The following is a 12570-nucleotide window of genomic DNA, read 5'->3' as shown; positions in this document are numbered from 1 at the left end:
ACTTCCGGCTTAAGTTCTTCCTTTTTCGGAATCTCAATTACGGGTGGTTCTATCTTTTTCTCAGGTTGAGTAACTACAACAGCTTCCTTTTTTTCTTCAGGAATAAAAATCCTTATGGTGTCTGCTTGCCCATTTACAATATCTGTATACACCATATCTGTTCCTTCTGCAGTTCTGATACTGAATAACCTGGCTATTTTACCTGGTGCCTGCTGTTTTGCAATTTCTTCTTTCTTAATGGTTTCTTCTATTGGCTTTACCTCCTCTTTTGCAACTGGCTTATCTTCTGGTTTTGTAATGACCGGAATCTCTTTGACAGCAGCAACGTTTTTATTTGATTCCTCTTCTTTTTTTGTTACCACTTCAACAGGTGGTTTCACTTCTTCCTTTATAGCAGGCTTCTCTTCTGTTTTCTTAAGAATAGAAGGATCATTGACAACACTGGAAAGAGTATTAGAAAAAATATCCGTTTTAGTATCATTTGCAGCGGCCATTTTATCTTGGGGTTTAGTACCAGACATGACCACATCCATAGTTTGCAGATTAAATAAGCCCCAGCCTTTATCGCCAAAATTCTTTAGTAAATACCCTACATCTTTTTTATTTATACTACATGTAACATTCTGTTCGGGCCATTCGTTTTTTGGAAAACCGATAGTAATTGAATAATTACCATCCTGTAATTTGGGTATAATAAGATAACCTGAAGCTGAAGAGCTGAGTATTTTTTTCTCCAGCTTTATATAAAAGGGTTGCTTATTTTCGGTTTGCACGTAAATGAAATGATTTTGTTGTGCAGATAAGCTAAGCGAAAAAATGATCATAGCCGAAAGAAAAGAGAATGCTTTTTTATACACCTTATTCATCTCAATAAAAGAATTATTATTTATTAAAAGGGCTGTACAACAAGATTTAAAATCAATCTTACGAATTGAAAATTCATGTTACAAGCCTTATCAAAAATACTTATTAATACAATGCTTTTACCATTTATATAAAAATTGGCTACACTTTGTAAAAACTCCTCTTATTTTTGACTCTTAAACATAACATATGAAGAAAACGTTTTTTTTGCTTGCACTTACTGCAAGTCCCTTTTTAATGATGGCACAGGATGAAGATGCTGCTCCAGTTAAAGATACCAGCTGGAAAAAGGTCTATAGGGCTACCAGCACCAAGATCAATGACCTGGTACATACGAAACTGGATGTAAAGTTTGATTATGCCAAAGCGTGGATGTATGGTAAAGAGTGGCTGACTTTAAAACCACATTTTTATGCCACCGATTCTTTAACGCTTGATGCCAAAGGAATGGACATTAAAGAAATTGCCATGATGAAAGGTGCCGCAAAATCTCCTTTAAAATATACATATGATGGCTGGCAGTTAAGGATAAACCTGGATAAGACTTACAAGGCGGGAGAAAACTACACTATATATATTGATTATACCAGCAAGCCTAATGAAGTAAAAGTTAAAGGCAGTGCTGCTATTAACGATGCTAAAGGTTTATACTTTATTAACCCTACAGGAGAAGATAAAGACAAGCCGACACAGATATGGACACAAGGTGAAACCGAAGCCAATAGTGTATGGATGCCAACGATTGATAAACCCAATCAAAAGACTACCGATGAAATTTACATGACTGTACCAGCTAAATACGTAACACTGAGTAATGGGCTATTGATCAGCCAGAAGAAAAATGCTGATGGCACCCGTACAGATTACTGGAAAATGGACCTGCCCCACTCGCCTTATTTATTTTTTATGGGTGTAGGTGACTTTGCCATTATTAAAGACAGCTACAAAGGCAAAGAAGTAAGTTATTATGTAGAAAAAGAACAAGCGCCTTATGCAAGAGGTGTTTTTGGTTTAACGCCTGAAATGATGAAATTTTATTCTGATAAGTTAGGTGTGGAATATCCATGGCAGAAATACAACCAGATTGTAGGCAGGGATTATGTAAGTGGCGCAATGGAAAACACTACTGCTACACTTCACCAGGAAAGTGCGTACCAGAATGCAAGACAATTAACTGAAGGCAATAGTTGGGAAACTGTTATTTGTCATGAGTTGTTTCACCAATGGTTTGGCGACCTTGTAACAACAGAAAGCTGGAGCAATATTACAGTGAATGAATCGATGGCAGATTACAGCCAGACTTTATGGATGGAATACAAACATGGTAAGGATGCAGGAGATGAAGAAAATTTTCAGGGATTGGCGCAATACCTGTCAGATAGTAATTCGGCTAAAAAGAACCTGGTAAGATTTTATTACAGCGATAAAGAAGATGTATTTGATTTAGTAAGTTATCAGAAAGGTGGCCGTGTATTGCACATGCTGCGTAATTACGTAGGTGATGATGCTTTCTTTAAATCACTGAACAATTACCTGAACACTAATAAATTTAAGAATGGAGAATCGGACCAGATGCGCCTTGCATTTGAAGAAGTTACCGGGCAGGATTTAAGCTGGTACTGGAACCAATGGTATTTTGGCAACGGCCATCCTAAATTAAAAATAGATTATGTGTATAAGGATGGTAAAGCTTCTGTAATTATTGAGCAGACACAAAACACCGGCAAAATATTTAAACTGCCGATTGCCATTGATATTTATACCGGAGCTCAAAAAGTAAGACATAATGTATGGGTTGAAAACCAGATAGACACCTTTACATTCAGTTATACACAAAAACCTGATTTGATAAATGTGGATGGAGATAAGATTTTGTTGTGCGAAAAGAAGGATAATAAAACTGCAGAAAACTTCATTCATCAAATGAAATATGCTCCGTTGTTTATAGACAGAAGAGAAGCACTGCAATACTTTGCTAAAAACAACATGAAAGAACTTACTGAAGGTTTAAAAGATAAATATGCGCCATTAAGAGAATACACTATCAATAAAATTGTTGCCGGTAAACTAGCAAAAGATGCTGATGTTGTTAAAGCAGTTGAAGCATTAGCTGCCATTGAAAAAAATAAAAAAACAAAAGCTGCGGCTTTGCAATTTTTAGCGGCCACCGGTGATTCTAAATACCTGCAATTATTTAAAACTAATGTAGGTGATTCATCATACAGTGTTGCAGGTGCCGCATTGGGTGGACTTGCAGCTTTAGAACCAGCGAATGCATATGCACTGGCAAAAAAATACAGCACAGATGCTAAAGGAGACCTGAGTACTGCAGTAACTGATATTATTATGAGTAATGGTACAGAAGCTGATTTTGATCTTGTTGCAGGAAGCTATGATAAATCTCCGTTAAGCCAGGAAAAAGTTGGTGCCAGCGCCACATTTGCTGCTTATCTTGAAAAAGTGCAAAATCTTACCAATGTTAAAAAAGGCATTGACATGATAATGAAATTCAGAAATTTAGTACCAGAGCAATTCAGAGGGTTTGTTGATCCTACTATCAAAGGAGGATTAGATAAATTAGGAAAAGCTAAGGGTGCAGAAATTGCAGATTATATTAAGGGCGAGTGGAAATAAATCCATGAATTCAAATAAAAAGCGGCAATAAAATTATTGCCGCTTTTTTTATTGTTGAATAGTATTTAGTTTTTGAATCAGGTTGTTCACGCCATTCAGAGTTCCTTGAAAATAATCAGCTTTTTTAAAAGAAGGAATAAAACCAGTATCAATTATTTCTTTGGTTGCGGAGTCTGATAATATTTTTTCTATGCCCAATCCATTTTGAATACGAATCTTTCGATAACCTTTAGAAATACCAATCAATATACCGTTATTTTTATCTTTTTGCCCTACACCCCATGCTTTTGCCAGTTTTAAAGTCAGGGCTTCAAAGTTCTCCTTTGTGGTCATTGTGGTATCAATGCTTACTACTGCTATCTGATTGGAGGTTTGTTTGTCGAATGAAGCAATAATACTATTTAAACTGTCTTCCTGATTATCAGTAAACACATCTTCATAATCATTTACATAGTTTTCAGGTAAAGGAAGTGTATCATTAAAATGATGCATGAACTGAACGAGGATGGTATCTGTGCCATCCATTCTGGCAACAGTAACTTTATCAGTTGCTTTTGATTTCGCTTTGCAGGAGATAAAAACGAACTGGCAAAAAAGAATTGCTGTAAAGAAGGTATTGAGATTGCGAAACATATACCAAAGATTACCAATCTCCTCCGGCACCACCACCGCCAAAGCCGCCGCCACCGAAACCGCCAAATCCACCACCTCCACCGTCGCCGGAACTTCCACCCCCGCCCCAGCCGCTTCCACCACCACCGCCACCCCACCAAATAGTAGGACCGGTAAAGCCTCTGTAACCTCTGCGGCTCATATATGAACCTCCGCCTCCACCTCTGGAGTTAATAGCCAGGAAGATTATAATGAGAATGATAATAAAAATAGTTTTAAAAATCTTACCCCCACTGCCCTTACTATTATACCCTTTGGGTGCAGTATATTTTCCTTCGGTGGCTTTTATAATAGCTTCGGTACCGTTATTAAGTGCGCCATAATAATCCTGCCCTTTTAAATAGGGAACTACTTCGTTGTTTACAATTTCCGAACAGGTATAATCCGGCAACACATCTTCTAAGCCAGTACCTGTAGCTATAAACACTTTCCGGGTGGTATTATCTTTGCTTCTGTATACTAAAAAAACAACCCCATTATCAAAATTCGCATTACCTACACCCCATTTTTTCCCAATCTCCACAGCATAGTCACCCGCATTCATTCCTGCTATATCATCGGTAGTAACTATGGTTATTTGGGTAGAAGAACGATTATCAAAATCAATTAATTTTTTTTCCAGTTCCTGCTCCTGATCTGCTGTAAGTAAGTGCAGATTATCATTTACCAATCTTTGCGGAGAAGGACGGCCAGGTATATTTTGCCCAAAGGATTGTACCATCACAAATACCGCCAGAACTAAAAAAATATGTTTAATAAATTTCATTAAGAAGTGTATTATTTGCCGAATACAATTTCGTCGGGCAATTCGTTTTTATCGTCGTTGGGTTCGTAAGGAAATTCATTATGCAATGTCTGGCCAATCATTGCAATCGTTTCGCAAAGGCCAGCTACATGATTGTCTTTATTAAAATGCTGCAGCATTTCTTTTACCGCCTTTTGCCAATACTCTTTGCCCACTTTTGCATGTATCCCTTCATCACCATAGATCGCTAACTGACGATCTTTTAAAGCCACATAGATCAATACCCCATTGTGATCATCTGTTTGCTCCATTTTTAATCCAAAGAAAACTTCAATTGCCCTGTCTACAGGATCAACAAACCTGCAATGGCTTTCTACATACACCCTTACTTCGCCGCTGGTATATTTTTCAGCAGCCCGTATGGCATTTACCACCAGTTCTTCATCAGCAACTGATAACAATCTTTTCTTTGTAAAAAAAGGAAATAATGCCACGGTATTTTATTTAGTAAAAATTATTTCGGGAGCTTTTTCTGTTCCCATGTCTGCCTGAAAACCCTCTTTCACTTTGAACCCAAATACACTTGCTGCAATACTTGATGGAAAAGAGCGGACAGTTTTATTGTATTCCATCACTGCCTGGTTAAAATCATTCCTGGAAAATTTTATTCTCCGTTCTGTTCCTTCCAACTGATCCTGCAATCTAACAAAACTGGTAGTGGTTTTAAGATCGGGATATTTTTCAATTACTGCAATCACTTTATTTGCAGAAGCCACGAGTTCAGCATTGGCAGCTTCTGTTTTTTTATAGTTTTCGTAACTGGCGTCGCCGGTAATATTTAACTGAGCGGCTTTAGCCCGTGCTTCTACCAGTTTGAGCAAAGTTTGATTTTCGTAATCAGAAGATGCTTTTACAGTGGAGACTAAATTAGGTACCAGGTCTAAACGGCGTTGATAATCGCTCTGCACATTATTCCATGTTTTGGTTACCTGTTCCTGTTTTTTTACCATTGAATTATAACTGGTAAAAAAGAAAATGGCTAACAGCGCAATAATGATTACTGCTGTCAGCCAAAACTTTTTGCCTGGATTATTTGCCATGTTTATTAAAACTTAACTTCAGGAGCTTTTTCTGTTCCGGCATCTGCTTTAAAACCTTCTTTAGTTTTAAAGCCAAATAAGCCAGCTAATATATTTCCGGGAAAAGCACGCACTTTTACATTGTACGTTTGTACCGCATCGTTAAAATTATTCCTGTCGCTTTTTACACCATTTTCAATACCTTCCAACTGCCCCTGCAACTTGGTGAAATTTTCAGTAGCTTTTAATTGCGGATATTGCTCTGCAACAACCAATAAACGGCTTAAAGAGCCTTTCAATTGTTCCTGTGCCTGTTGAAATTTAGCCATGTTTTCCGGCGTAAGATCATCAGCTTTTAAATTGATAGAAGTTGCTTTAGAACGGGCTTCAATTACATCAGTTAAAGTTTTTTGCTCAAAATTAGCCACCCCTTTTACAGTATTAACTAATTGGCCTACAAGGTCAGATCTTTGCTGATAAGCAGATTGAACTTTATTCCATGCATTCTTTACATTTTCATCCTGTCCAACCAACCCTCTTTGCGTAGAGATACCCCATATTACTAATACAGCAACAATTGCCAGAATTATTAAACCTGAACGTTTCATGTGTTTATATTTTAAAAAGTTAAGTTGTTAAAAGTAATAATTATTTTAAACAACAAAGATTAATTCTTGATCAACGGAAAGGTAACCGTTAATAGTTGTTAATCTTTGCAATTTTGTCATTCGTTTATCAAGCAGACGAATGTGAAGCGCTAATATTTTACAACAACCTGTTATTTAGTAATTAATCTTTAATTGCAGCAATTCCCGGTAATACTTTCCCTTCAAAATATTCCAGCATGGCGCCGCCGCCGGTGCTAACATAACTTACCTTATCTGCTAAATGAAATTGATTTACCGCAGCCACGCTATCACCACCACCTACAAGGCTAAACGCACCTGCAGCTGTGGCATCTGCAACGGCAAGCGCAACAGATTTAGTGCCATTCTGAAATTTTTCCATTTCAAAAACACCCATGGGACCATTCCATAAAATGGTTTTAGAATTTCTGATCACTTCGCTGAAGATACCTACTGCTTTAGGGCCAATATCCAATCCCATCCAGCCATCAGGAATTGCATCGCTTGGACGAACATCGGTATTGGCATCCGCTGCAAACTTATCTGCAATAACAGAATCCTCAGGTAAATGAATGCTAACGTTTTTTTCTTTTGCTTTTGCCAAAATATCCAGGGCTGTTTGTAAGCGATCGTCTTCGCAAAGTGAACCGCCTATCTTGCCTCCTCTTGCCTTTAAGAAAGTATACGCCATACCTCCGCCAATGATGATATCTGTTGCTCTTTGCAATAAATTTTCTATTATCAAAATCTTGTCTGAAACCTTTGCTCCACCGATGATTGCTGTAAATGGTTTTTCTGCCTGGTGCAATACTTTTTCTGCGCTCACTACTTCGCCTTCCATTAATAAACCAAACATTTTTTTATCTGCCGGAAAGAATTTTGCAATTACCGCAGTGCTGGCATGCGCCCTGTGCGCTGTACCAAATGCGTCATTTACATATACATCACCCAGCTTGCTTAATTTTTCTGCAAAAGCTTCATCGCCTTTTTCTTCTTCCTTGTAAAAACGTAAATTCTCTAATAATAACACTTCGCCATTACGGAGCATATTTGCAGTGATGTGCGCTTGTTCGCCAATACAGTCATCTGCAAAGAAAACGTTGGTGGTTTTATCTTCCGGTGTTCCGGCAGGGTTTAATAAAGCGTATAAGTGTTTTACCAGATGCTTCAGAGAATATTTATCTTCCGGACCTCCTTTCGGACGACCAAAGTGGCTCATTAAAATTACTTTACCACCATCGGCCAGTATTTTTTTAATGGTAGGAATGGTAGCAGACATTCTTGTATCGTCTGTAATGTTGAAATTTTCGTCGAGTGGCACGTTGAAATCAACACGTACCAGGGCTTTTTGGCCGGAGAAGTTGTGGGTGGAAAATGTACTCATAATAACCTTTGTCTCTGCCGGGTGGCGGAGACCTTATTTTTTAAGATTATAAAATAAACGAGGCTTCCTAAGATTTAGAAAGCCTCGTATTTAATACGTTGAACAAAGAACTAATGTACAAGAGTGGCCCGAATGCTTTCGGGATAAACTCTGCCAATGAAGTTAAAGAAAGATAGAATATTCGTCCCAAAATTGGACCTCACCCCAACCCCTCTCCTGGAGGAGAGGGAACTCGAAGGGGCGATTTTAATATTTATGCTCTCCGAGTTAACTGTTGACTCGTCTATCATCTTTTACTTGATCAATCCTGCGAAATGATGAACAGTACGTACCAATTGTGATACATAGCTCATTTCATTATCATACCAGCTTACTGTTTTTACCAGTTGTTTGTCGCCGGTTTTAATAACACGGGTTTGTGTAGCATCAAATAAACTACCGTAAGTGATACCGATAACATCGCTGCTAACAATTTCATCTTCATTGTAACCAAAGCTTTCGTTAGCTGCGGCTTTCATCGCTGCATTTACTTCTTCGGCAGTTACATCTTTTCCTAAAACACTATATAATTCAGTTACGCTACCAGTAATAACAGGCACCCTTTGTGCGCCACCATCTAATTTACCTTTTAAGTTAGGTAAAACCAGTCCGATTGCTTTTGCAGCTCCGGTGCTGTTAGGAACAATATTCTGTGCTGCTGCTCTTGCCCTGCGCAAATCACCTTTTGGATGAGGTGCATCCAATGTATTCTGGTCATTGGTATAAGCATGAATAGTGCTCATTAAACCAGTGATGATACCATATTTTTCATCTAATACTTTTGCCATTGGCGCCAAACAGTTGGTAGTGCAGCTGGCGCAGCTGATAATAGTTTCTGTACCATCAAGGATAGCGTGGTTTACATTAAATACCACTGTTTTTAAATCGCCTGTTGCCGGTGCAGAGATCACCACACGTTTTGCACCTGCGGTTAAATGTGCTTCTGCTTTTGCCTTATCAGTAAAAAAGCCGGTACTTTCAATTACTACATCTACATTATGTGTTCCCCATGGAATCTGAGCCGGATCTTTTTGTGCGTATATTTTTACTTCGTGACCATCTACTATGATCGAATTTTCGGTATGTGTAACAGTTTGACCAAAGCGGCCCTGTGCACTATCGTACTTTAATAAATGAGCCAGTACTGCGGGACTGGTTAAATCATTGATCGCCACTACATCAATACCCTGCATGTTATAAATCTGACGGAACACCAAACGGCCGATACGTCCAAAACCATTGATTGCAACTTTAACTGTACTCATAACTGGAATTTAAGATTTTGTAATTTTTAATTTGAGACCGCAAAATTACAATATGTAGCACATATATTATCCAATTATTTTGATGTTTAGGGCTTTGTGCATAAAAGCGGTTTTACCCACCGCAAACGATTTAAAAATATTTATGCCCGTTTTTCTTAAAATATTTGGCTGAAAAACTGCCACACGTTATCTTTGCCGTCCTTTAATAAAAGATGCCGCGTTGGTCAAGGGGTTAAGACGCCTCCCTTTCACGGAGGAATCACGGGTTCGAATCCCGTACGTGGTACCAAAAAGCTACAAGCCGCAAGGAATTAGCTTCAAGGAAAAGCCTTTCAGATTTGAAAGGCTTTTTTGTTTTTGGAAAGTTGAGGTGGAGATTTTAATAAAAAACCCTGCAAGATGCAGGGTGGAAATGAAATATAATGGAACGAATTTATTTAGTTAATACCCTTTTTGGCTGCTTTGCTATTTTATCTGCTTTGTATTTTTCAATAAAAACAGCGGTTTCCTGCTCTTCCTTTTTAGTCATGAACTTACCGCTCATGCAAGCGCCGCCGATTGTAGTTTCATCATGACTTATCTCTTTTTTTGCAACTTTTTTCATAATGTAAATTTAAGAATTTCAGAAGTATAAATCAACTAATTTTTTAGCATTCTCAGTATCTATAAACATGCGTAATCCTCTTAAATGCTGAGCTCCAAAACGCCTGTAATAAGGCATGAGTTTATTCTTTGCTTCAAAACTAATAAAGCCGTCTGTACCCATATCAAAAGATATTTTACAACATAAAGCTATAATAGATTTCCCAATACCATCGTGTAAGCATACCGGGGTCTTATTTATTTTATTTGTCTCCATGTTTGCACAATCCAAAACCCCCTTACTCAGTTTTACAGCCACTAAACCAAGGATAATATCATCATCGTTTTCTTTGCAAATTTTGTAAATCACACCCTCCTTTGCTAATTTTTCAAAGTCAAACTCAAAATATTCTTTATGCTGCCTTATCTCTTTTATAGATGCTATACTGGCAATAGCATTATATTTTTTACCGGTAGGGTTAAAGCGAATGGCATTCCTGAGAGTATAGCTATGCTTCATACTCATAAGTCTGGTTTAGATAACTATGAGTTGCCAGAATACAAATAATTTTTATTGAGTTGATCAACATTTTAAATACTTACAAATAAGCTTAAAAAATACGTGCAGAAAATATTTGCAAAATAAATTTTGCAAATTAGACCAAACGGTCTAATTTTACATACTGAAAGCAAAACAGTAATGACCAAAGCAGAAAGAACCAAACAATTTATCATAGAACAGGCCGCTCCTATCTTTAATGAAAAGGGAATTGCAGGTACATCTATTGATGATGTGTTGAAAGCTACCAAGCTGGCTAAGGGTTGTTTGTACAGTCATTTTGAAAATAAAGAAGCGCTTTCGCATGCGGCAGTAGATTACCTGATGCAAACAGTATGCGGTAAAACAAGTGCGCTTGTTGCTGCGGCTGATACTGCAAAAGAGAAATTGTTTGCTGTGATAGATACATACAAAACTCCCTTAACACCAGCGGTAAGCGGTGGCTGCCCCGTACTGAACTTTGGTGTAGAGTCGGATGATGGTTGCCCGGTGATAAAAGATAAAATAAAAACAGCGGTACAAAATTCAATCCGGTTAATTACAGGCATCATTAAAAATGGCATTGCCAATAAAGAATTTTCAAAAGATTTTAATGCAGATGAATTTGCTTTAAAGATGTTCACTTTACTGGAAGGGGGTATATTGATCTGCCGTGTAACTAACAGTAATGTGCAAATGAAAACATTGATCGGCACTTTAAAAAGTGAAATTGAATCATACGCAATAAAATAAATTTTTTTTGCTTAAAAATAGACTAAATGGTCTATTTTATGAACCGGATATGTAAATTTTAAATCAAACACTAAAACAAATAAAATGAACAACAATCAAAAAAAAGTAGCCCTTATTACAGGTGCTAACCGTGGCCTTGGTTTTGAAACCGCCAAACAATTAGGGGAACAAGGTATTACAGTAGTATTAGCTGCACGCCAGTTAAGCTCTGCCAAAATTGCTGCAGAAAAATTAATTGCTACCGGCATTGATGCGTATGCCATACAATTAGATGTAACCAAAGCAGCAGATAGAACTGCAGCAGCCACTTATCTTACCGAAAAATTTGGCAAGCTTGATATCCTGATCAACAATGCAGGTGTGGCACCAAAAACTGCATTTGAACCAAGAAATTTAGATACTTCGGCTGAAGAATTTGAATATATTTTCAACACCAACCTTTTCAGTATTGTGTATTTAACCAAAGAATTAATTCCATTATTAAAGAAAAGTGATGCCGGCCGTATTGTAAATCTTTCAAGCATACTAGGCTCACTTGGTGTGCATTCGCAGGAAGACAGCCCTATTGCAGGTTTCCGTATTCTCTCCTACAATGCTTCTAAAGCTTCGTTAAACATGTTTACTGTACAATTAGCAGAAGAATTAAAAGGTACAAGTATTAAAGTAAACTCTGCACACCCGGGTTGGGTAAAAACAGATATGGGTGGTGATGAAGCACCAATGGCAATTGTTGATGGTGCTAAAACCAGTGTACAATTAGCATTGGTTGGTGAAGACGGCCCGAGTGGGAAATTCATACACCTTGGTGAAGAATTACCCTGGTAAAATTTATTTATTTCTTTAAAACAATTACTAATGACAGAGCAGATCATTCAACAAATCATCAATGCCTGGCTGGCACAAAATAAAACTGTGACCGACTTTTTTACTAAATACGGCGATGAGGCTTATTTGAAAGAAGTGGCACCAGGCCGCAACCGGCCCATTTATTTACTCGGGCATTTAATTGCCAGCAATGATGGCATGTTGCCTTTGTTTGGATTGGGAGAAAAATTATTTCCTCAGTATGAAGCAATATTTACCAAAAGCCCGGATAAAACAGTTGCTGATATTCCTTCTATTGCAACATTAAAAAATGATTGGGAAAAACTGAACAACACATTGCAAGATCATTTCAGTAAGATGACTACAGCAGACTGGTTATCGAGACATAGTGCTGTATCAGATGAAGATTTTGCTAAAGAACCACTACGTAATAAATTGAATGTATTGATTGGCAGAACGAATCACCAGAGTTATCACAGAGGACAGATCAATTTATTGAACGCATAAATTGTAATGTTGTAAATGAGAAAGCACCGGTAGTAATTGCTACCGGTGCTTTCTCAT

General features: G+C 37.7%; 14 protein-coding genes and 1 tRNA gene (1 of these 15 cut by a window edge). 5 read left to right on the top strand and 10 right to left on the bottom strand.

The annotated features are described in order from the left end of the window. Positions 1–866: the 5' portion of a DUF4476 domain-containing protein gene (locus tag ACQ334_RS16575; protein WP_430989369.1), read on the bottom strand. The gene continues 589 nt to the left of window position 1, outside the view; only the first 866 of its 1455 coding nucleotides appear in the window; it begins with the start codon at positions 864–866; its stop codon lies beyond the left edge, outside the window. A 187-nt stretch (positions 867–1053) separates the two neighbouring features. Between ACQ334_RS16575 and ACQ334_RS16570 the strand changes: the two genes are divergently transcribed. Continuing rightward, the gene (locus ACQ334_RS16570) at positions 1054–3498 is read left to right on the top strand and encodes a M1 family metallopeptidase (RefSeq protein WP_430989368.1); all 2445 of its coding nucleotides are present in this window, start codon (positions 1054–1056) and stop codon (positions 3496–3498) included. A gap of 48 nt (positions 3499–3546) precedes the next feature. Here the strand turns inward: ACQ334_RS16570 and ACQ334_RS16565 are convergent, their stop codons facing one another. The 7 genes from ACQ334_RS16565 to gap all read right to left on the bottom strand — a co-directional run bounded on the left by ACQ334_RS16565 (position 3547) and on the right by gap (position 9308). After that, a complete protein-coding gene (locus tag ACQ334_RS16565) occupies positions 3547–4131 on the bottom strand; it encodes a TPM domain-containing protein (protein WP_430989367.1) in 585 nt (194 codons plus the stop codon). Between the two features lie 10 nt (positions 4132–4141). Then, complete coding sequence (locus ACQ334_RS16560) at positions 4142–4936, bottom strand: TPM domain-containing protein (protein ID WP_430989366.1); 795 nt, start codon at positions 4934–4936, stop codon at positions 4142–4144. An 11-nt stretch (positions 4937–4947) separates the two neighbouring features. Further along, on the bottom strand, positions 4948–5409 hold the full coding sequence (locus ACQ334_RS16555) for a TPM domain-containing protein (RefSeq protein ID WP_430989365.1): 462 nt from the start codon (positions 5407–5409) through the stop codon (positions 4948–4950). A 6-nt stretch (positions 5410–5415) separates the two neighbouring features. Further along, the gene (locus tag ACQ334_RS16550; protein ID WP_430989364.1) at positions 5416–6015 is read right to left on the bottom strand and encodes a LemA family protein; all 600 of its coding nucleotides are present in this window, start codon (positions 6013–6015) and stop codon (positions 5416–5418) included. A 5-nt stretch (positions 6016–6020) separates the two neighbouring features. Beyond that, a complete protein-coding gene (locus ACQ334_RS16545; RefSeq protein ID WP_430989363.1) occupies positions 6021–6602 on the bottom strand; it encodes a LemA family protein in 582 nt (193 codons plus the stop codon). A 181-nt stretch (positions 6603–6783) separates the two neighbouring features. Next, the gene (locus ACQ334_RS16540; RefSeq protein ID WP_430989362.1) at positions 6784–8004 is read right to left on the bottom strand and encodes a phosphoglycerate kinase; all 1221 of its coding nucleotides are present in this window, start codon (positions 8002–8004) and stop codon (positions 6784–6786) included. A gap of 293 nt (positions 8005–8297) precedes the next feature. Beyond that, the gene (gap, locus tag ACQ334_RS16535) at positions 8298–9308 is read right to left on the bottom strand and encodes a type I glyceraldehyde-3-phosphate dehydrogenase (protein WP_430989361.1); all 1011 of its coding nucleotides are present in this window, start codon (positions 9306–9308) and stop codon (positions 8298–8300) included. 214 nt (positions 9309–9522) lie between these two features. Between gap and ACQ334_RS16530 the strand changes: the two genes are divergently transcribed. Then, positions 9523–9597, top strand: a tRNA-Glu gene (locus tag ACQ334_RS16530). Between the two features lie 144 nt (positions 9598–9741). Here the strand turns inward: ACQ334_RS16530 and ACQ334_RS16525 are convergent. Beyond that, positions 9742–9912 (bottom strand): hypothetical protein, encoded by a 171-nt coding sequence (locus ACQ334_RS16525; RefSeq protein WP_430989360.1) that lies wholly within the window; start codon positions 9910–9912, stop codon positions 9742–9744. A gap of 18 nt (positions 9913–9930) precedes the next feature. Continuing rightward, positions 9931–10416, bottom strand: coding sequence for a hypothetical protein (locus ACQ334_RS16520; protein WP_430989359.1), 486 nt, complete (start codon positions 10414–10416; stop codon positions 9931–9933). Positions 10417–10590: 174 nt separating this feature from the next. Between ACQ334_RS16520 and ACQ334_RS16515 the strand changes: the two genes are divergently transcribed. The 3 genes from ACQ334_RS16515 (at position 10591) to ACQ334_RS16505 (ending at position 12513) form a co-directional block, all read left to right on the top strand. Further along, positions 10591–11181 carry a TetR/AcrR family transcriptional regulator gene (locus ACQ334_RS16515; RefSeq protein WP_430989358.1) on the top strand — a complete coding sequence of 197 codons (591 nt, stop codon included), beginning with the start codon at positions 10591–10593 and terminating at the stop codon, positions 11179–11181. Between the two features lie 84 nt (positions 11182–11265). Beyond that, the gene (locus ACQ334_RS16510; protein WP_430989357.1) at positions 11266–12006 is read left to right on the top strand and encodes an SDR family oxidoreductase; all 741 of its coding nucleotides are present in this window, start codon (positions 11266–11268) and stop codon (positions 12004–12006) included. Between the two features lie 30 nt (positions 12007–12036). Then, the gene (locus ACQ334_RS16505; RefSeq protein WP_430989356.1) at positions 12037–12513 is read left to right on the top strand and encodes a DinB family protein; all 477 of its coding nucleotides are present in this window, start codon (positions 12037–12039) and stop codon (positions 12511–12513) included. Positions 12514–12570 lie beyond the last annotated feature (57 nt).

The sequence above is a fragment of the Ferruginibacter sp. SUN106 genome (assembly GCF_050611765.1).
In the GTDB taxonomy this organism is placed as follows: Bacteria; Bacteroidota; Bacteroidia; order Chitinophagales; family Chitinophagaceae; genus Ferruginibacter.
The sequence above is the reverse complement of the archived record's forward strand: the minus strand, read 5'-3'. Positions and strand labels throughout refer to the sequence as shown.

Bases quoted from the DNA above. Each gene is read 5' to 3' on its own strand.
- ACQ334_RS16570 (WP_430989368.1), top strand. From the start codon at position 1,054: ATGAAGAAAACGTTTTTTTTGCTTGCACTTACTGCAAGTCCCTTTTTA.
- ACQ334_RS16565 (WP_430989367.1), bottom strand. From the start codon at position 4,131: ATGTTTCGCAATCTCAATACCTTCTTTACAGCAATTCTTTTTTGCCAG.
- ACQ334_RS16560 (WP_430989366.1), bottom strand. From the start codon at position 4,936: ATGAAATTTATTAAACATATTTTTTTAGTTCTGGCGGTATTTGTGATG.
- ACQ334_RS16550 (WP_430989364.1), bottom strand. From the start codon at position 6,015: ATGGCAAATAATCCAGGCAAAAAGTTTTGGCTGACAGCAGTAATCATT.
- ACQ334_RS16545 (WP_430989363.1), bottom strand. From the start codon at position 6,602: ATGAAACGTTCAGGTTTAATAATTCTGGCAATTGTTGCTGTATTAGTA.
- ACQ334_RS16540 (WP_430989362.1), bottom strand. From the start codon at position 8,004: ATGAGTACATTTTCCACCCACAACTTCTCCGGCCAAAAAGCCCTGGTA.
- gap (WP_430989361.1), bottom strand. From the start codon at position 9,308: ATGAGTACAGTTAAAGTTGCAATCAATGGTTTTGGACGTATCGGCCGT.
- ACQ334_RS16525 (WP_430989360.1), bottom strand. From the start codon at position 9,912: ATGAAAAAAGTTGCAAAAAAAGAGATAAGTCATGATGAAACTACAATC.
- ACQ334_RS16520 (WP_430989359.1), bottom strand. From the start codon at position 10,416: ATGAGTATGAAGCATAGCTATACTCTCAGGAATGCCATTCGCTTTAAC.
- ACQ334_RS16515 (WP_430989358.1), top strand. From the start codon at position 10,591: ATGACCAAAGCAGAAAGAACCAAACAATTTATCATAGAACAGGCCGCT.
- ACQ334_RS16510 (WP_430989357.1), top strand. From the start codon at position 11,266: ATGAACAACAATCAAAAAAAAGTAGCCCTTATTACAGGTGCTAACCGT.
- ACQ334_RS16505 (WP_430989356.1), top strand. From the start codon at position 12,037: ATGACAGAGCAGATCATTCAACAAATCATCAATGCCTGGCTGGCACAA.